Source organism: Anaerostipes sp. PC18, from assembly GCF_039789045.1.
GTDB lineage: Bacteria > Bacillota > Clostridia > Lachnospirales > Lachnospiraceae > Anaerostipes > Anaerostipes hominis.
Genome location: NZ_CP121164.1, coordinates 2,615,670 through 2,634,769, shown reverse-complemented (window position 1 = coordinate 2,634,769; position 19,100 = coordinate 2,615,670). Strand labels below are relative to the sequence as shown.

Sequence of the window (19,100 nt, the reverse complement as noted above, 5' to 3'; positions counted from 1 at the left end):
AAGATGTTTGATAAGTTAGAAAGTTTAGTAGAGAGACTGGATACCGTACTCCAGCAGCTCAATGACCCGGATGTGGCAACGGACCAGAAACGTTTCAGGGATCTGATGAAGGAGCAGAGTGATCTGGCTCCCATCGTGGAGAAATATAAGGAATATGTGCAGGAGAAACAGAACATAGAGGAAAGCCTGGAACTTTTGGAAGAGGAATCCGATGAGGAGATGAAGGAACTTGCGAAAGAGGAACTTGCAGAGTCCAAAGCGAATGTAGAGCGGCTGGAAGAGGAATTAAAGATTCTTCTGATTCCAAAAGACCCAAATGACGACAAGAACATCATTGTGGAAATCCGGGCCGGAGCCGGCGGGGATGAAGCTGCCCTGTTTGCGGTAGACGTGGCCCGCATGTACAGGAGTTATGCGGAAGGACGCCGCTGGAAGGTGGAAACACTGAGTTTTAATGAAAGCGGGATCGGAGGCTTTAAAGAGCTTGTATTTATGATCTCGGGCCAGGGTGCCTATTCCAGGTTTAAATATGAAAGCGGAGTGCACCGTGTGCAGAGAATCCCGGCCACTGAGTCCGGCGGAAGGATTCATACATCTACGATCACTGTGGCCATTATGCCGGAAGTGGAAGATGTGGAAGTGGAAGTAGATTTAAATGACTGTAAGTTTGATGTATTCCGTGCATCCGGAAACGGAGGACAGTGTGTCAATACGACAGACTCAGCGGTGCGGCTGACTCATCTGCCGACCGGAATCGTTGTATCCTGTCAGGATGAGAAGTCACAGCTTAAGAATAAAGACAAGGCATTGAAGGTGCTGCGCTCCCGGCTGTATGAGCTGGAGCAGCAGAAGGCCCACGATGCAGAGGCTGAAAAGAGAAAGAGCCAGGTGGGAACCGGAGACCGTTCCGAGAAGATCAGAACTTACAATTATCCTCAGGGCCGTGTGACAGATCACAGGATCAAGCTGACTCTCCACAAATTGGATTCTGTCATGAACGGGGATCTGGATGAGCTGATCGACAGTTTAACCGCTGCGGACCAGGCAGCCAAATTAAGCAATATGGAAGAAGAGTAGATATGAAAGATGGTTTTATTAAAGTAGCTGCGGCGACACCGAAGGTGAAAGTCGCAGATCCGGAATATAACACAAAAGAGATCATAAAAATTATCAGACAGGCAAGAGATGAGGAGGCCAGCCTTCTGGTTCTTTCCGAACTGGCCGTTTCCGGCTATACATGCGGGGACCTGTTTTTGCAGGACCCTCTGCTGGATGAATCCCTTAGGGGACTCATGGAGATTAAGAGGGAAACAAAAGGGATGGACATGGTCGTCATCGTAGGCTGTCCTTTAGTTGTGGAACATAAGCTTTATAACTGCGGTGTGTTTTTATTTGACGGGCGTATTTTAGGTGTGGTGCCGAAGATTCACCTTCCGAATTACGGAGAGTTTTATGAAGCCAGACATTTTGCAAAAGGAAAAAGAGAAGTAAAAGACATTTTGCTGGATGGTGAGTATGTTCCGTTTGGAGCGAACATCCTGCTGGAATGCACAAATATCCCCGAACTGACCATTGCCATGGAAATCTGTGAGGACCTCTGGGTTCCACTTCCGCCAAGCACTTATCACGCTCTGGCCGGAGCAACCGTCATCTGTAATCCATCTGCCAGTGTGGAGATCACCACGAAGGAGGTTTACAGGAGCGCTCTTGTGTCAAATCAGTCTGCAAGACTGCTCTCAGGTTACGTGTATGCCAATGCAGGAGAGGGAGAATCCACAACAGATGTGGTTTACAGCGGACACCATCTGATCTGTGAGAACGGAACTGTGCTGGCGGAGGCAAAGCGGTTTGTAAATGATGTGATCTATGCGGATATGGATGTGAAGCGTCTTGCGGCAGAGAGAAGAAAAATGACCACCTTTTTCGAGGAAGAATCTGAGGAATACCGGAGTGTACCGTTTATTCTTCCGATAAAAGTTAACCAGCTTACAAGAAAGTTTCCAAAGAATCCGTTTGTGCCGTCCAGCAGGGAAGAGCGGGAGAAACGGTGTGATGAGATCTTATCCATTCAGTCTATGGGGCTGAAAAAACGTCTGGAACATACGAACTGCACACATGCGGTGGTGGGAATTTCCGGAGGACTGGATTCTACCCTTGCGGTTTTAGTGACCGTGCGTGCTTTTGATATGCTGGACATTCCAAGGGAAAATATTATCTGTGTAACGATGCCATGTTTTGGAACGACGGATCGGACGTATCAGAACGCGGTATCCCTGATCCATGAATTGGGAGCTACTTTAAAAGAAGTCAATATTGAAAAAGCCGTCAGACAGCATTTTAAAGATATTGAACATGAGGAAGATGTCCATGATGTGACTTATGAAAACTCCCAGGCCAGAGAGAGGACTCAGATCCTTATGGATATTGCAAACAAGTACAACGGCATGGTCATCGGGACAGGTGATATGTCGGAGCTTGCTCTTGGCTGGGCTACCTATAATGGGGACCATATGTCCATGTATGCGGTGAACTGTTCTGTGCCGAAGACTCTGGTGCGGTACCTGGTACTGTATTATGCAGAGACGGTTGAAAATAAAGAGTTATCCGACGTGCTGATGGATGTGCTGGATACCCCGGTGAGTCCGGAGCTGCTTCCTCCGGTGGACGGTGTGATCTCACAGAAGACAGAGGACTTGGTGGGGCCTTATGAGCTGCATGATTTCTTCCTATATTATATGCTGAGATTCGGATTCCCGAAGGCAAAGCTTTACCGTATGGCAAAGCTTACATTTGCAGGTGACTATGATGATGAAACCATACAAAAGTGGCTGGATAAGTTCTACTGGCGGTTCTTCAGCCAGCAGTTTAAGCGCTCCTGTCTGCCGGACGGGCCGAAGGTGGGAAGTGTTGCGGTGTCTCCGAGAGGAGATCTGAGAATGCCGAGCGACGCCAGCGTGAATATCTGGCAGAAATCATAAAAAGAGAAATAGAGATTGTTCTAGTTTTAGAACAATCTCTATTTTTTTGTCAAGATAAAGAACTGAAGTTGCACGTTTGTGCGGAAACTGAGAATTTGTTGTAAGCGATATTTGAAAATGCTAAGATATAACCAACTTAAGTGAGAGAAGTTAGAGGAAAACATACAAGTTGCATAAAAAAGGAGGTAATTATGAAAAGCATAATCAATGCAGAGAATATCCAGCTGAACGCAGAAGCTACAGATTGGAAAGATGCCATGGAAAGGTCAGGGAAGCTCCTGGTGGACAGCGGTTACATTACACCGGACTATATTGATCTGACCATCCGGTGTGTGGAGGAAAACGGCCCCTATATCGTCATTACCCCAGGGCTTGCGTTGTCACATTCCAGACCTGATGCAAGTGTACATAAAACAGGACTCAGCCTTTTGACCTTAAAGGAACCGATCCGCTTCGGAAGCGAAAATGATCCGGTAGATATTGTACTTACTCTGGCTGCCACAGATGATACTTCCCATTTAGAGATGCTGCAGGGAATGGCCGAATATATTTCGGAGGAAGAAAATCTTGAGGCAATAAGGACAGCAAGAGATCCAGAGACGGCAGCCAAAGCGATCAATGAATTTGAAGCTGATCTTTAGGGAGGAGTAAAAGAATGGAAGTATTAAACACATTTTTCACATTTATCTCCAACAACATTCTCACAAGAGCTGAATTGTTTGTAGGGCTGATCGTATTGATAGGATACATATTACTGGGGAGAAAATGGTACGAGACCATGGCTGGTTTTATAAAGGCGGTGGTAGGATATATGATCTTAAATGTAGGATCTGCAGGGCTGGTCACAGCTTTCCGGCCGATTCTTGCGGGGCTGAACCAAAAGTTTCATTTGAACGCAGTGGTGATTGATCCGTATTTTGGGTTAAACGCAGTCAATGCAGCATTGGAAAACATCGGCCTCTCAGCCGCATGGACTATGACATCTCTGCTTCTTGCTTTCCTGTGGAATATTCTCTTACTGATGTTCCGGAAGGTGACAAAGCTTCGGACCTTACTGTTGACAGGACACATCATGGTACAGCAGGCGACAACCGTCACATGGATTGTATTTTTGTTTGTGCCGGGTCTCAGGAATATCTGGGGAGCCGTGGCAGTGGGGATTCTTGTGGGGACCTATCAGGCTGTATTTTCTAATCTCACAGTGGAGCCCACTGATCACCTGACGGACGGAGAAGGCGGGTTCGCTATCGGACATCAGCAGATGTTTGCAGTTTGGCTCACAGATAAGATCGCACCAAAGATAGGAAAAAAAGAGGACTCCATTGAGAATATAAAGCTTCCCGGATTTTTACAGGTTTTTAGTGACAATGTTGTATCCACGTCAGTTTTGATGTTTCTGTTTTTCGGAGTGATCATGGCGGTTCTGGGAGAAGAATTCCTGCGGGGAATCGATGATAGCTTTTCAAAGGATACGGCTTTTATCATCTATATCTTTTCCAAGGCACTGAGCTTTACGGTTTATCTGAATGTACTTCAGGCAGGTGTCCGCATGTTTGTGGCAGAACTGACCGAATCCTTTAAGGGTATTTCAGACAAACTTCTGCCCGGGGCAATCCCGGCAGTGGACTGCGCGGTAGCTTACGGATTTGGCCCGGCAAACGCTGTCACCATCGGATTCTTCTTCGGAGCTGTCGGACAGTTTTTGGCCATCGCGGGACTTCTGCTATTTCATTCCCCGGTCATGATCATTGCGGGATTCGTTCCCTTGTTTTTTGACAATGCAACCATCGCAGTCTACGCCAATAAAAGGGGCGGCGTAAAAGCGGCAATGATCCTTCCATTTGTATGCGGAGTGATCCAGGTAATGGGCGGTGCAGTCTGTGCCCTGCTGCTTCAGCTGGTGGCATTTGGGGGATGGCATGGAAATATTGACTTTTCAACCATTTTCCTCGGAGTATCTTATATTGTAAAGTATCTGAAAATACCGGGAATCATTCTCTGTGTGATTGCGATGCTTGCAATCCCGCAGCTTCAGTACTTAAGATCTGATAAGGAAAAATATTTTAAGATCGGACAGGAAGAAGAATATTGACCAGGCAGGTAAGAAACTAAAAATATGAAATAAATGGAGGTAATAATTATGAGAATCAAAGCACTTGCAGCATGTGGAAACGGTATGGGGTCCAGCCAGATGATCAAAATGAAGATAAACAAGGTATTTAAACGGCTGGGGATCGAAGCGGAAATCGGACATATGAGTGTCGGGGAGGCAAAAGGTGTCGCAAACAATTACGATATGATCTTTGTCTCCGAAACTTTTACATCTCAGTTCCATCCGGGGAAAGATACAAAAATCATAGGACTGAAAAACCTTCTGTCCGAAAAAGAGATCGAGGAAAAGATCAGAACAGCATTGGATATGCCAAAAGAATCATAGAGGAGAAAAAGGAAGATGTATGACATTAAAAGAAATCCTTTAGGAATTTATGAGAAGGCTCTGCCTGATTCCTTTTCATGGAAAGAAAAGATCCAGGCGGCGAAGGCGGCAGGATATGATTATATAGAAATCTCAATTGATGAATCAGAAGAGAGGCTCTCAAGGCTTGACTGGACGGACAGCCAGATAGAAGAAATCCGTGAATATATGAGACAGGAAGATATCGTGATTCCTACTATGTGCTTAAGCGGCCACAGAAAATATCCGTTTGGAAGCAAAAACATGGAGACGAGGAAAAAGGCATTTGAAATCATGGAAAAAGCGATCCTTCTGGCCCAAAAACTTGGTATCCGGTGCATCCAGCTGGCTACATATGATGTCTACTATGAGGAATCGGATGAACAGACTGAAAGGCTCTTTTTGGAAGGAATGAAAAAGTCCGTGGAGATGGCCAGCAGAGCGGGAGTCATCCTGGCAATGGAAATCATGGATACGAAATTTGTAGGTACGATCTTGAGGGCAATGCATTATCTGAGAGAAATTCCGTCCCCGTATTTTAAGATTTATCCGGATATGGGAAATCTGACTCAATTCAGCAGCGATGTGGGAAGTGAGCTGGAACTTGGTATAGCCGAAACCGTGGCCATCCACGTAAAGGAGACAAAACCGGGAGTATTTAAGAATGTTCCGTTTGGAGAGGGAACGGTTCCGTTTACGGAGATTTTCAGGAAACTGAAGGAATTAAATTATACGGGCATGTTTTTGATCGAAATGTGGGCAGACAATACAAAAGGGCAGTCCATGGAGGAGGCGGTTGAGACAATACGCAAAGCCAGAGATTTTGTAGAGGACAAGATGCGCAGGGCGGGAATGAATCCTGCGGCGTAATGGGGGAAAACATGTATCGGATGGTGGTTACTGACCTGGACGGAACTTTATTAAACTCAAAAAAGCAGTTAGGGGATGATCCCGGGAACGAGAGACTGGTCATTCACAGAAAGTTTAACTGGACGCTTGACGCAGAGGACAGAATTCCCATCCGCATCGTAAAAGATCTGGAGGAGTATGTGAAGCATACGCAGGTTTACAAAATTGTAGCCAGCCATGAGGATAAAAAATTTCTGGATGAAGTCAATGATATGGAAATACTGAAAGCAGCAGGGCTTGGCATCGCCATGGGAAATGCAGATCCAGAGGTAAAGAGATATGCGGACTGTGTCACGTTATCAAATGACGAGGACGGCGTGGCTGTAAAAATAGAAGAATTATTCGGAGAATAAAAGAAAGGAGATTTTTATGCTGGAGGATTTAAAGCAGCAGGTATATGAGGCAAATATGGAACTGCCCAGAGAGGGCCTGGTAACTTATACATGGGGCAATGTCAGCGGGATTGACCGGAGCAGGGAGTTGTTTGTAATTAAGCCAAGCGGTGTGGATTATGAAAGTCTTACTCCAGAGCAGCTTGTCGTGGTGGACTTGAATGGAGAGAAAGTGGAGGGGGATCTTAATCCTTCATCGGACACCCCTACCCACCTGGAACTTTACAGGGCATTTCCGGAAGTGGGAGGAATCGTCCATACACATTCCTCATGGGCCACATCATGGGCACAGGCAGCCAAGGGAATTCCGTGCTATGGGACCACACACGCCGATTACTTTTACGGGGAGATTCCATGTGCCAGATCTTTGACACCGGAAGAGATCGACCAGAACTATGAAACGAACACAGGGCTTGTCATTGCGGAAACTTTTATGGGAAAGAATCCTATGTATGTGCCGGGGGTGCTCTGTGCAAACCACGGGCCGTTTTCCTGGGGAAGGAATGCAGGGGAGGCGGTACATAACGCAGTCGTTTTAGAAGAGGTTGCCAAGATGGCATACCGGACGGAGCATCTGAGAAAAAGTGTGGAGGCCGCTTCCCAGGATCTTCAGGATAAACATTTTTTCAGGAAACACGGGGAACATGCATATTACGGCCAATAAAGGAGGATTAAGATGAGTAAAATAGAAGAGATTACGAGAGAAAGCTGGATCATGGGTACTTTTCCGGAGTGGGGGACCTGGCTGAATGAAGAGATTGAGCGCGAGGAAGTGAAACCGGGAACCGTTGCCATGTGGTGGCTTGGATGCACCGGGATGTGGTTTAAGACGCCGGGCGGCTGTAATATTACGGTGGATCTATGGTGCGGCAACGGGAAAAGAACCCACGGAGACGGAAAAATGAAGGTGGGACACCAGATGGCAAATATGTGCGGGGCCCGCGCTATGCAGCCAAATCTCCGGGCAGTTCCATTTGTGCTGGATCCTTTTGCGGTGAAACAGGTAGATGCAGTATTGGCGACCCATTATCATCAGGATCATATGAGTGCAGAATATGCGGCACATGTGATACAGAGCAATATGACAACTGTAGATGAGAACGGAAAAGAGATCCCGGTACCGTTTATTGGCCCTAAGAAATCAGTGGAGCTCTGGCAGAAGTGGGGAGTGCCTGAGGACCGCTGTATCACCGTAAGGCCGGGGGATACAGTCAAGATAAAGGATCTTGAGATCATAGCCCTGGATTCCTTTGACCGCACCTGTCTTGTGACTACGGATTCTACAGGGGCCGACAGGGAAGAACTGACCGGGATCTGCCCGACTGACATGGATGACAAAGCGGTGAATTATTTGATTAAGACACCGGGCGGAAATATTTATCACAGCGGGGATTCCCATTACTCTATCTATTTTGCCAAACATGGGAAAGATTATGATGTGGATGTGGCGTTTGGTTCTTACGGGGAAAATCCAGTCGGCATGGCTGATAAGATGACATCCTGCGATATCCTCAGAATGGCAGAGGCTCTTCAATGTAAGGTTGTGATTCCGATCCATTACGATGTGTGGACCAACTTTATGGCAGACGTGAATGAGATCAGAGTACTGTACGATATGAAAAAAGACCGGCTGGATTATAAGTTCCATCCATTCTTCTGGGAAGTAGGAGGAAAATATATTTATCCGGCAGATAAGGACAAAAAGGCATATCATCACCGGAGAGGGTTTGAAGACTGTTTCGAGGCACCGCAGAATATCCCATTCCGCTCCTGTTTATAAGAAAGAGAGGAGAACGAATGAAAGTAAAGAAAAAAGTGATCGGGAATCTGGAAAAGTGTTATTCCATTGCCCCTCTTTCTTATCATGGGAAAGACTATATGCTGGTGGCAGCGGAAAAGGTAAATCAGTGCCGTCTGTATGACTTGGATGGAAAACTGGCCGATGTGATCTGGGAAGGACCGGGGGGAACCATGTCTATGGTCCAGATCCCCGGTACTGACGGAATCTTTTTGGCCACCCAGCGGTTCTATTCTCCAAATGACTCTAAAGAAGCCAAGATCGTATTGGTTTCTCCCGGAGAAAGTGGATGGAGTGTAAGAACAGCTGCAAAACTTCCGTTTGTCCACAGGTTTGATATCATCACCAGAGACGGCATCAGTTATGTGATCGCATGTACTTTGAAATCCGGACACGAATATAAAGAGGACTGGAGAAGCCCGGGAAAAGTGTATGTGTGCAGGCTGCCGGAAAATATGGACGCAATTGATGAAAACCATTCTCTGATATTTACTGTTTTAAAGGAAGGGATGTTTAAAAACCATGGATACTGTAAAGCAGCGATGGAAGGAATAGAATGTGCGTTTACGGCATCCAATGAAGGAGTTTTTCAGTTTATCCCCCCGGCAGCAGGGGAAGATGCATGGGTGATCAGGCAGCTGACAGACCAGCCTTCCAGTGATATGGCATTTGCAGATATGGACGGGGACGGGGAGCCGGAAATGCTGACGATCTCGCCGTTCCACGGAGATACAGTCCGTATTCTGAAGAAGCAGAACGGTCAATATAGAACTGTTTATACTTATGAAAAGCCGGCGGAATTCGCTCACGGAATCTGGGGCGGGGACATCCTGGGAAAACAGGGAGTCCTGGTCGGCCACCGCAAAGGCGAACGGAATCTTATGTTTTTTACCTGCGGGGAGGAAGGCTATGAAGCAGAAATCATAGACCGGAATGTGGGACCTGCCAATGTCCTGTCTTACCAGACTGAGGAAAAATCCTATATTCTTTCTGCCAACCGGGAAATTAATGAAATTGCTCTGTACGAGGTGGAAGAAGGGGAAACAACTGTGATATAATGACGGCAGTGAGGTGAGGAAATGAAAGAGTATGATTCTTTAAATGACAGTGAAAAACGAAATATGCTGGCAAGTGTTGCAAACCTATATTATAATGCGGAAATGACACAGAATCAGATCGCTGAGCGCTTTTTTACCTCTCGTTCCAAGATTTCCAGGATGCTGAAAGAGGCCAGACAGCTTGGGATCGTGGAGATTACCATCAAAGAACCATGGGACCGGAATACAGTGCTGGAACAGAAACTGATGAAGCAGTTCTGTCTGAAGGATATCCGCGTGATCATACCGAAGGAGTCCAATGATACTCTGATCCTGCAGAAGCTGGGCGAAGTGGCCGCCTATTATCTGGACAGCCAGATAGATGAAGACACAGTGCTCGGAATGTCATGGGGAAACACCATGTACCACACAGTGAAAGCTGTAAAGACAAGTAAAAATATATCTCTGACGGTCGTTCCGATCATGGGAGCTGCCAGTGTGGGGAAACCCGAGAGGGATGCGCTGGATCTTTCCAAAGAACTTGCCCATGCCTACGGAGGAGATTACCATTACATCTATGCTCCCCTGTTTGTGAATTCAAGTGATATCAGGGATAGCCTTGAAGAAGACCCAAACATAAAAGAGACCCTGACGATAGCAAAGAGAGCCAACATTATTCTGACCAGTGTAGGATCAATTGTGTATAAGAGCTGGAAGTCTTACTTAAGCACAAAAGATTTATATTACTTAGAAAAAAACGGGGCGATCGGCCATATCGGCGGCCATTTTTACAATCAGGATGGAATAGAGGTGGAGACACCGTTTGTAAAGAGGATGATCGGACTCAGTCTTGAGGATATTAAAAAGGCAGAAAATGTGATCTGCGTGGCCGGGCTCGAGATGAAAGCCGAAGCAATCCTTGGGGCTGTCAGAGGCGGATATATTGACACGTTGATTACAGATGAGAATGCTGCCAGACGAATGTTGAAAATCATAGACCATGAATAATTTCTAAATAGATGCATCTCATGCTGATCTAGAATGAGGAGATGCATTGGAGTAGTGAAAAGTGCGGAAGTCTGACTGCCAAAGATCATTATGGGGTTGATTATTGCTAAGTAACTCTAAGAAAAAGAAGATATCTTGAATGAAAAAGATACCTTCTTTTTTTGTATACAATAAAGTTATAAGTTTTGTATAAAATTTTTCGATATATTAGTTAGCCTAAAGTAACGTGATTTATCATTTTTCGTACATTTTCACTTTCATTAACTATATTTATTTTTATATCCGGATGAGTTCGTTTAAAAACGACAAATAATTCATGAGCAAATCCTTGTCCGATTTCCGTAATATCTTTGAAATCAAGAGTGATTTCTTTAAAACAATCAAATCGGCGGCACAAACGCTTTGCCTGCGATCTAGATACTGGATAACCATTTTCAAACATATTTTTTATTGGAATTTGTGTTCTTATAAACTGCCCATCGTCATTAGAATACATATCAAACACCTCTTTCAGATTTTTTTTTGTCCAGTTTGATAAACTCATCACTATTTCTGTCCCAGGTTTATCATTCCATTCTTTTAATGATTCAATATCCTCTAAATTTTCTAAAATATCAGAATAGCTATTGTGAGTAAAAATCTTACCATCTGATAATACACAAAAAGTGTCTAATATTCGTGAAGTAAAAAAGATACCTTCACCCGAATGCTTTTCTTTATCAGTTGTCAGTTTTCCTTTGAATAATTCTGAAATTGCATCGTTGATACTGGTAAATTCATAATATTTTTTAATTTTTTCGAAAATACCCACCCCATTGTCGCCAATTATTATTGTTGTATTTAAGTAATTCTGAACAATATACCAATGAATATTAGATGCTTCGGAATGATCAATAGCATTATTGAACATTTCCATAAAAGAATATTCCCAAATTGTTCGTACATTTAGAGGAAAATTTTTTATATATTCCTCAACATCGTTAATATAAACGCGATCTTCTTCCAAAGGATCAGAAGCTTTATAGTTAACTAACTTGGTTTTTTCAATTAATTTAAGCTTACTTTTAGAGGAGGAATCTCTGGCAATTATATTATTAGAAATCATTTCTCTAATATATCTATACACAGTATTTAAGGAGATTTGCAATTTCTCTGAGGTTAGTTTTGCAATGTTGCTGTTATTATTATGAATTTGTTCTAAAATATATAGTTTTATACTTTCACGTTTTTCATTTGTAAACATATAATCCTCCTTTTTAACTATTTTTATTCTTTTTTTAACTTTACATCTTTACTATATCACTTAAAGTGGATTTTGTTAACATTTTGTCTAATCTTTTTTTGGATTCGTTATTCGATTTATTCTTAAAAGCTTCTATATTTATATATTGTATACATTTAAAACTTTTACTAGGTTGTATTTAATTTTGTTTATTGTTGCATTTTGAAAGAAAATATGATAATATACAAGCATAAACAAAACTATATAAAAGTAAACAAAATGGAGGAATCAAAAAGATGAAGTTAAGTGCAGAGCTAATAGCAGGTATGGTAGACCACACAAATTTAAAAGCATTCGCAGACGAGGCAATGTTTGAAAAGCTGTGCGGGGAAGCGAGAGAATACGGTTTTAAGATGGTGGCCATCAATCCAGCACAGACAGAACGGTGCAAGCGTCTCTTGGAGGGGTCCCCGGTACACGTAGGTGCGGCTATAGGTTTCCCGTTAGGACAGACAACACTGGAGTGCAAAGTATTTGAGACAAAAGATGCCATTGAAAAAGGTGCGGATGAGATCGACTATGTCATCAACATCGCAGAGTTAAAGAACAAGAACTATGACTACATAAAAAAAGAAATGGAAGACATCGTTGCAGAGTGCAGAAAAGCCGGAGTGATCAGCAAAGTGATCTTTGAAAACTGTTATCTCACAGATGATGAAAAGGTAAAGGTTGCCGAGATCGCAAAAGAAGTAAAGCCTGACTTCATCAAAACTTCCACTGGGTTTGGAACAGGCGGTGCTACACCGGAAGACGTAAAACTGATGAAAACTACAGTGGGTGATGAGGTGAAAGTCAAAGCTGCCGGAGGCATCAGAGATTTAAAGACAGCGCTTCAAATGATTGAAGCGGGGGCAGAACGTCTGGGAACTAGTGCAGGTGTGGAAATTGTGGAAGAATTAAAAAAACAGGACTAAAGAGGTGGACAAAATGAAGAAAGTAAAAGTATGTTTGATCGGTTCCGGAAGAGCGGGAATGATTCATGCAAGAAATATGGCTGGAAGCGTTCCTGGGGGAGAAATCTATGCAGCCTGTGATCCCGATGTCAAGGCAGCCAAAGCCGCGGCAGAGGAACTTGGGATCGATACCTATTATCAGGACTACAAGGAAGCCATCGGCGATGAATCCATCGATGCGGTTATCATAGCCTGCCCGACAAAATATCACAGGGAGATCGCAGTGGCAGCGGCAAACGCAGGAAAGCATATCTTCTGTGAAAAGCCTATGGCTATGAATGAGGAAGAATGTGATGAGATGATCAAGGCAGCCAAGAGTAATAACGTAAAGCTCCAGATCGGATTTATGAGACGGTTTGATGACAGCTTCCGGGAAGCAAAAAAAATGATCGAGGAAGGTGAGATCGGGGACGTGGTCCTGGTGAAATCTCACACAAGAGGGCCGAGCAAGCCGCGTGAGTGGATGTATGACATTGAAAAGAGCAACGGTCCATTGGCAGAAGTCTGCAGCCATGATATTGACACTGTGCGGTGGTTTGCGGGAAGTGAGTTAAAGAGTGTATACGCACTGGGAGGCAACTTCCGAAATAAGGAGATCGCAGAACAGTATCCGGATTTCTATGACAATGTGATCGTGAATGCAGAGTTCGAAAACGGAGTGCATGCCTGCATCGAGGGCGCCCAGTATGTGCAGTATGGATATGATGCAAGAGTTGAGATCCTTGGAACCAAAGGAGTCATCTGTATCGGGGATATGCATGAGAAGAAGATCACCAGCGCCAACGAAAGCCATCAGTTAAAGAGGCCTTCCATGCACAGCTGGACCCATCTGTTTAAGGATGCGTATCTTTTGGAGGACAGAAGTTTTATAGAGGCAATTTTAAATGACAGCGAAGTAGAGTGCAGCGGTTACGACGGAAAAATGGCAGTGAAGATCGTGAAGGCGGGGAATGAATCAATTGTACAGAAGAAAATAGTCATGTTATAAGGATAGGAGGGTATTATGGGAAATGAAGCGACAGGATTCCGTGCCAGGATCCAGAAGTTCGGAGGTGTTTTAAGCGGCATGGTAATGCCGAATATCGGAGCGTTTATCACTTGGGGACTGATCACGGCGATGTTCTTAAAAACCGGATGGTTTCCAAATGAGAAGATCGCAGTATTGATCGATCCAATGCTGAAATATCTGCTTCCGTCACTGATCGGTTATACAGGAGGAAAGAATTTTTACGGCGACCGTGGCGGTGTTATAGGTGCCGCCGCAACGATGGGGGTCATCGTAGGATCTGACATTCCCATGTTTATGGGAGCGATGATCATGGGGCCGTTGGCGGCTCTTTGTATGAAGCGTGTGGACCGTCTGTTTGAGGGGCGGATCAAACCGGGCTTTGAGATGATCGTCAACAACTTTTCCTGCGGGATCTTAGGAATCTTTTTAGTACTGGCGGCGTTTTTTGCCATCGGACCGTTTGTGCAGGTATTAAACCATGTCATGTCCTCCGGGGTAAATGTGATCATTGACCATGGACTGACACCGTTTGCCAGTGTGTTTATTGAACCTGCAAAAGTATTGTTTTTAAATAATGCTATCAACCATGGAATTCTTGGGCCGCTTGGAATCACTCAGGCAGCGGAGGCAGGAAAGTCTATCTTATTTATTCTGGAACCGAACCCGGGTCCCGGAGTTGGAGTTCTGCTTGCCTATACGTTTTTTGGGACAGGAACAGCCAAAAAGACGGCTCCTGGTGTAGCCATCATCCATGCATTCGGCGGAATCCATGAACCTTATTTTCCATATATCCTTATGAAGCCTCAGATGATCCTGGCTTCCATCTGCGGAGCAGTGTCAGGAAACTTTATTTTCCAGATGTTTGACTGCGGACTGGTAGCAACCGCTTCACCGGGAAGTTACTTTTCCGTGCTGGCAGTGGCACCGAAATCTGACTATCTTCCGATCATTGCCGGAATGCTCATATCCACTGCCGTATCATTTGGAGTCGGGGCGTTTATCCTGAGACTCTGCCGTGACTCCGATGAAGAAGCGCTCCAGAAGGCAGTGGCAAAGAAAGACTCTATGAAAGCAGAAGGCACAGGAGGCGGAGGCCTTATAGGTGCACAGGAAGTCATTGATTTCACGGGAAAAGTGATCAAGAAGGTGTACGTGGCATGTGATGCGGGAATGGGATCCAGCGCCATGGGAGCCTCCATACTGAAGGACAAAGTAAAACAGGCAGGTCTGGACATTGAGGTGAAAAATGTGGCGATCCCGAATCTCCCGGCAGACGTGGATGTGGTTGTCACCCATGAATCACTGACGGAGCGGGCTATGAGAGAGCGTCCGGAGGCCATACATATCTCCGTGGATAACTTCCTTTCCAGTCCAAAGTATGATGAGATCGTAAGAAAACTGACAGAGGCGAAAAATCCTCTTCCAGTACTGAAAAAGGAAAATATCAAAGTGACAGATCAGCCGAAAACAAAAGAAGATGTAATCCATATGATTGCGCAGATGCTCTTAAAAGACGGATATGTCACAGAAAGCTATGAGAAGGGCATGCTTTTAAGGGAAAAAGAAAATCCGACCAATCTGGGCAACGGAATCGCTATCCCGCACGGTGTTCTGGAGGCCAAGAAGGAAATCAAGGCATCGGGTATTGCCGCATTGATCGTACCGGACGGAATACTCTGGAATGACGAGACAGTGAGACTGGTTATCGGGATCGCAGGAGCCGACCAGGAACACCTGTCTATTCTTTCAAATGTCGCACTCACTCTGAATCAGGAGGAGGCAGTGAGAAAGATTGTAGATGACAGGGACGTAGAAGAACTATATCACATTTTGACGAAATAGCAGAAGCAAAGCTGCGGGGGCGGTAGTTCCCGCGGCTTTTCCTTTTGAGGCCGCTGTGCTATAATTTATCTTAACAAAAAGTACACGAAAAGCACGGAGGGATCGCATGTTTGCAGAAGAAAGAAAAGAAAAGATCATGGAGCTTCTAAGGCAGAATAAGAGGACGAGCATCGGGGAGCTCACCGAAATGTTTCAGGTCAGCGGAACAACGATCCGTACTTACCTCACAGAGCTTGAAAGAGCTGGAAAACTCATCCGGACACACGGAGGAGCCATGCTGAATGAAGATGTCCTGGACATGGAAGAGTCCATCTCAGCGAGAAAAGATAAACGGATGGAAGAAAAGCAGAAGATTGCAAAGACTGCCAGAGCAATGATCGAAGACGGCGATATGATCCTCCTGGACAGCGGGACGACGACGCTGGAACTCGCCAAGCTCTTAAAGGATGCAAATAATCTGACGGTGGTGACCAATGATCTCCAAATCGCTTTGGAACTTCAGAGACATCAGGGGATTTATCTCATATTTTTAGGCGGTCATGTGAGAAACTATTTTGAATGTACGGTGGGCAACATGGGACTTAAATTTTTGGAAAATCTGTCTGCAGACAAGGCCTTTATGTCTGCCAATGCCCTCTCCATGGCTAAAGGTGCCACCACGCCGAATCTGGAACAGGCGGAAATCAAAAAAGGGATGATGGGGATCGCAGAGTGGAAATATCTTATCTGTGACAGTTCAAAGATCGGAAAACGCACCATCTGTTCCTATGCAAAAGCGGAGGAGTTCCACCGGCTGATCACCGACGCACAGATACCGGACCATGCAAAGGAGGTCCTGGAAAAGCAAGGAATAGAAGTGGTTTGTTCCTGAAAGGATAAGGAGGGAAGGCCGCAGAATTTTCTATGAAATAAAGAATCCCGCAGACAGTGGTGTGCACCGTCTGTGGGATTCTTGCAAAATCTATTTAATTCAAAAAGAAAAAGATTAAGCTAATTTGGATACGTTCTCAGCCTGTTTTCCGCGAGGTCCTTCTGCGATTTCAAAGCTAACCTGCTGTCCTTCTTCTAAAGTCTTGAATCCATCACCTGAGATTGCTGAGAAGTGTACGAATACATCGTCTCCGCCTTCCTGAGAAATAAATCCGTAACCTTCTTCTGAGTTAAACCATTTTACTGTACCAGTGTTCATTTGGGTACCTCCATTAAAAATAAAAATTAACATTACTTTCATTATCAGCGAAATAAAAAGATCACGTTCCAGAGGGATACATAGCAATGCAACATCTACCCGGACGTGATCTATACATTCACTAATAACAGTAATTATCATACCACAACCATTGTTTTTTTACAAATACTTTTTTAAACTATCGATACTTTCTTCGTAGAGTTTTACAAGATCAGATGCCATCGACAAATTGTCCTTGGAAGCGTCACAGTTTTTATGAGAACTCTGTATCAGCTGGATCATTCCCATGGTATATCCCTGGATGGACATTTCTGCTAAATGGCTTGTAGATTTGTCGGCGAGGGCTTTCATCTTGGTCATCCATTCCGCATATTTTTTCTGAATTTCGCCGATTTCTTCCGGCTGCTGCATGTCTTTTGTCATAGCCTGTTTGACTCTTGAAAAAAAGTCCTGGAACTGCTGTTCCTGCTGTTCTAGACAACCTTTCAGATCACAGTCTGAGGTGGCCTGGGTGAGCTCAGGCATGGTATTTAACACCATCTGAAGATTTTGATACATCTCGTTTAATAAGTTCTGGTTATCCATAATGAAACTCCTTTCAAATACATCTGTTACAGGTAGCATTTACATAAAACAGAAAAATTATACCCAAAGGGCACATCGTATTTTATGTCCTTTGGACCTTTCGCACTTCGCGCGTTAAGGTGTGCAAAAAGGAGTCATCTGTGTTAAAATTATCAGAAAGCAAAAAGAAGGGAAGTGAATCTTATGGGTAACCGTGAGAGTTTTGAAAAAAATATGAGGCGCAGAGTGGAGGCCATCCGCCATGTGAGCGACCACAGTATTTTCAATGAATTGAAAGGAAAGATTGTGGATTACAATTATGATGAAAAACGTGTGACGATGGAATATGAGGTCGGGGATTTCCACCGAAACGGATTTAATATTATGTTTGGGGGATCTTTGGTGGGGATGTTTGACATCACCTTTGGCACGCTGACAAGCGGACTGGGCGATTATGATATCGCACCCACGGTCCAGCTCTCCACTTCCTTTCTGAAGGGAATCCCCATTGGATCTAAAGTGACAGTAAAAGCCGAAGCTGTATCCACTGGAAAAACGATCATGAATTTCATGGGAAAAGCATATGTGGGGGACGAGCTGGTGGGCAGTGCCACCGGAATATTTAAGACTCCGAGACCATTTAAAACATTTCGGTAATCTGTAATTCATGACATTTTCCACATGATTTCCGTTCGGCTCTTAGAATGCCTCACTCCAGTCATGTAGAAAATGGACATAATGTCATACCCGCAGGGCACACCGCATTCTCCCACCTCGCAGCCTTTTTTTACGGAAGTCAGGCCAAGACGGTTTCTGAGCATCTCTAACAGGGATTCTCTCACATCTTTCAGTGTCCGGGTAGAAAGATCGGTCCTGCACAGGACGCAGCAGCTCCAATAGAGATCGTTCCGTGGTTTTCGATGAAAACTCCATTTATCCCCCTTATATATAATCAGATTTTTTCAATGCCTCAAAAGGGACCTCATTGACTGGAATCCCGGTTGCGTGAAGAAAAGCATTGCGGATGGCCTGGGCAGGAGGAATTGCGGGAGGCTCGCCCAGAGCCTTGTTTCCGAACGGGCCGTTGGATCTTCAAGTTCTACAAAGTCCAAACAGAGATCCGGGGAGTACATCATAGTGGGAAGTTTGTAGTCTAACAGGCTGCCGTTCAGTACGCGCCCGGTCTTTTCATCCAGGAGCATCTGCTCACTCAGACCATAGCCTATGCCCACGGATATATCGCCGTGGACCTGCATGGAGGCCATCTGTGTAAAAACAGTGTCGGAACCCTGCCCGATTTCTGCGGCACCGGTCCGGAGATGGACACTTCCGTCCTGATTGAGGATAAGTCTGGTTCCGGATATTCCCGGACTGGTTTTAATATAAGCTGCGTTTTTCCTCCCAGTGTATGTAGCCTGCTCCGCGCCTCATACACTCTTTGACGCCGTTGGTGTTTGCGGCGAGCGGAGTTAAAACGGGATCTTAAAAATATCCGTCATATAAATTGATCTCCGGGAATCTTAACGGGTCCATAGAAATTTTATAGGCCAGATCATCCATCATCCGCGGTAGCACCGTTGGCTGCGATGGCATGGCCGTGGGAGGCGTAGGCCACCTGGTTGGAATAGGCTTTCATATCTTTGGCGAGGATTTTTCCACCTTTTGTAACATCTGTTGTCAGGTC

Annotated in this window: 21 protein-coding genes; 16 read left to right on the top strand and 5 right to left on the bottom strand. The window is 44.9% G+C overall.

From position 1 onward, the window contains the following. The first annotated feature begins 3 nt into the window (after positions 1-3). The 11 genes from prfA (at position 4) to P8F77_RS14195 (ending at position 10,577) form a co-directional block, all read left to right on the top strand. On the top strand, positions 4-1,077 hold the full coding sequence (gene prfA / locus P8F77_RS14245; protein WP_287517267.1) for a peptide chain release factor 1: 1,074 nt from the start codon (positions 4-6) through the stop codon (positions 1,075-1,077). A 2-nt stretch (positions 1,078-1,079) separates the two neighbouring features. Then, on the top strand, positions 1,080-2,978 hold the full coding sequence (locus P8F77_RS14240; protein WP_024726663.1) for an NAD(+) synthase: 1,899 nt from the start codon (positions 1,080-1,082) through the stop codon (positions 2,976-2,978). Between the two features lie 191 nt (positions 2,979-3,169). After that, a complete protein-coding gene (locus P8F77_RS14235; protein WP_024726664.1) occupies positions 3,170-3,619 on the top strand; it encodes a PTS sugar transporter subunit IIA in 450 nt (149 codons plus the stop codon). A 14-nt stretch (positions 3,620-3,633) separates the two neighbouring features. Beyond that, the gene (locus P8F77_RS14230; RefSeq protein WP_024726665.1) at positions 3,634-5,070 is read left to right on the top strand and encodes a PTS ascorbate transporter subunit IIC; all 1,437 of its coding nucleotides are present in this window, start codon (positions 3,634-3,636) and stop codon (positions 5,068-5,070) included. Positions 5,071-5,118: 48 nt separating this feature from the next. Then, a complete protein-coding gene (locus P8F77_RS14225) occupies positions 5,119-5,415 on the top strand; it encodes a PTS sugar transporter subunit IIB (protein WP_024726666.1) in 297 nt (98 codons plus the stop codon). A 15-nt stretch (positions 5,416-5,430) separates the two neighbouring features. Then, positions 5,431-6,303: an L-ribulose-5-phosphate 3-epimerase gene (locus P8F77_RS14220; protein WP_024726667.1), complete on the top strand. Its 873-nt coding sequence runs from the start codon at positions 5,431-5,433 to the stop codon at positions 6,301-6,303. Next, positions 6,303-6,695 carry an HAD hydrolase family protein gene (locus P8F77_RS14215; RefSeq protein ID WP_347256153.1) on the top strand — a complete coding sequence of 131 codons (393 nt, stop codon included), beginning with the start codon at positions 6,303-6,305 and terminating at the stop codon, positions 6,693-6,695. The genes P8F77_RS14220 and P8F77_RS14215 overlap by 1 nt, the downstream gene beginning before the upstream one ends. Before the next feature lie 16 nt (positions 6,696-6,711). Beyond that, positions 6,712-7,398 carry an L-ribulose-5-phosphate 4-epimerase gene (locus tag P8F77_RS14210; protein WP_024726669.1) on the top strand — a complete coding sequence of 229 codons (687 nt, stop codon included), beginning with the start codon at positions 6,712-6,714 and terminating at the stop codon, positions 7,396-7,398. Positions 7,399-7,410: 12 nt separating this feature from the next. After that, on the top strand, positions 7,411-8,514 hold the full coding sequence (ulaG, locus tag P8F77_RS14205; protein WP_024726670.1) for an L-ascorbate 6-phosphate lactonase: 1,104 nt from the start codon (positions 7,411-7,413) through the stop codon (positions 8,512-8,514). 17 nt (positions 8,515-8,531) lie between these two features. After that, positions 8,532-9,590, top strand: a complete 1,059-nt coding sequence (locus P8F77_RS14200) for a hypothetical protein (RefSeq protein ID WP_024726671.1) — start codon at positions 8,532-8,534, stop codon at positions 9,588-9,590. 21 nt (positions 9,591-9,611) lie between these two features. Then, a complete protein-coding gene (locus P8F77_RS14195; protein ID WP_270430211.1) occupies positions 9,612-10,577 on the top strand; it encodes a sugar-binding transcriptional regulator in 966 nt (321 codons plus the stop codon). A gap of 211 nt (positions 10,578-10,788) precedes the next feature. Here the strand turns inward: P8F77_RS14195 and P8F77_RS14190 are convergent, their stop codons facing one another. Beyond that, positions 10,789-11,820 (bottom strand): STAS-like domain-containing protein, encoded by a 1,032-nt coding sequence (locus tag P8F77_RS14190; RefSeq protein WP_287517268.1) that lies wholly within the window; start codon positions 11,818-11,820, stop codon positions 10,789-10,791. A gap of 275 nt (positions 11,821-12,095) precedes the next feature. Between P8F77_RS14190 and deoC the strand changes: the two genes are divergently transcribed. The 4 genes from deoC (at position 12,096) to P8F77_RS14170 (ending at position 16,534) form a co-directional block, all read left to right on the top strand. Further along, positions 12,096-12,773 carry a deoxyribose-phosphate aldolase gene (gene deoC, locus P8F77_RS14185; RefSeq protein ID WP_024726674.1) on the top strand — a complete coding sequence of 226 codons (678 nt, stop codon included), beginning with the start codon at positions 12,096-12,098 and terminating at the stop codon, positions 12,771-12,773. 13 nt (positions 12,774-12,786) lie between these two features. Continuing rightward, complete coding sequence (locus P8F77_RS14180) at positions 12,787-13,800, top strand: Gfo/Idh/MocA family oxidoreductase (protein WP_024726675.1); 1,014 nt, start codon at positions 12,787-12,789, stop codon at positions 13,798-13,800. 15 nt (positions 13,801-13,815) lie between these two features. Beyond that, the gene (locus P8F77_RS14175; protein ID WP_287517269.1) at positions 13,816-15,663 is read left to right on the top strand and encodes a PTS mannitol transporter subunit IICBA; all 1,848 of its coding nucleotides are present in this window, start codon (positions 13,816-13,818) and stop codon (positions 15,661-15,663) included. Between the two features lie 106 nt (positions 15,664-15,769). Then, the gene (locus P8F77_RS14170; protein ID WP_287517270.1) at positions 15,770-16,534 is read left to right on the top strand and encodes a DeoR/GlpR family DNA-binding transcription regulator; all 765 of its coding nucleotides are present in this window, start codon (positions 15,770-15,772) and stop codon (positions 16,532-16,534) included. Between the two features lie 114 nt (positions 16,535-16,648). Here P8F77_RS14170 and P8F77_RS14165 read toward each other — a convergent pair whose 3' ends face one another. Both P8F77_RS14165 and P8F77_RS14160 read right to left on the bottom strand, forming a co-directional pair. Beyond that, a complete protein-coding gene (locus P8F77_RS14165) occupies positions 16,649-16,852 on the bottom strand; it encodes a cold-shock protein (protein WP_347256152.1) in 204 nt (67 codons plus the stop codon). Between the two features lie 159 nt (positions 16,853-17,011). Continuing rightward, positions 17,012-17,437: a hypothetical protein gene (locus tag P8F77_RS14160; protein WP_024726678.1), complete on the bottom strand. Its 426-nt coding sequence runs from the start codon at positions 17,435-17,437 to the stop codon at positions 17,012-17,014. A gap of 183 nt (positions 17,438-17,620) precedes the next feature. Here P8F77_RS14160 and P8F77_RS14155 point away from each other — a divergent pair, with 183 nt between their 5' ends. Further along, positions 17,621-18,073, top strand: a complete 453-nt coding sequence (locus tag P8F77_RS14155; RefSeq protein WP_270430215.1) for a PaaI family thioesterase — start codon at positions 17,621-17,623, stop codon at positions 18,071-18,073. Between the two features lie 305 nt (positions 18,074-18,378). Here the strand turns inward: P8F77_RS14155 and P8F77_RS14150 are convergent, their stop codons facing one another. Next, positions 18,379-18,762: a molybdopterin cofactor-binding domain-containing protein gene (locus P8F77_RS14150; protein ID WP_287517348.1), complete on the bottom strand. Its 384-nt coding sequence runs from the start codon at positions 18,760-18,762 to the stop codon at positions 18,379-18,381. Positions 18,763-18,968: 206 nt separating this feature from the next. Further along, positions 18,969-19,097, bottom strand: coding sequence for a hypothetical protein (locus P8F77_RS14145; protein WP_287517350.1), 129 nt, complete (start codon positions 19,095-19,097; stop codon positions 18,969-18,971). Positions 19,098-19,100: the final 3 nt, after the last annotated feature.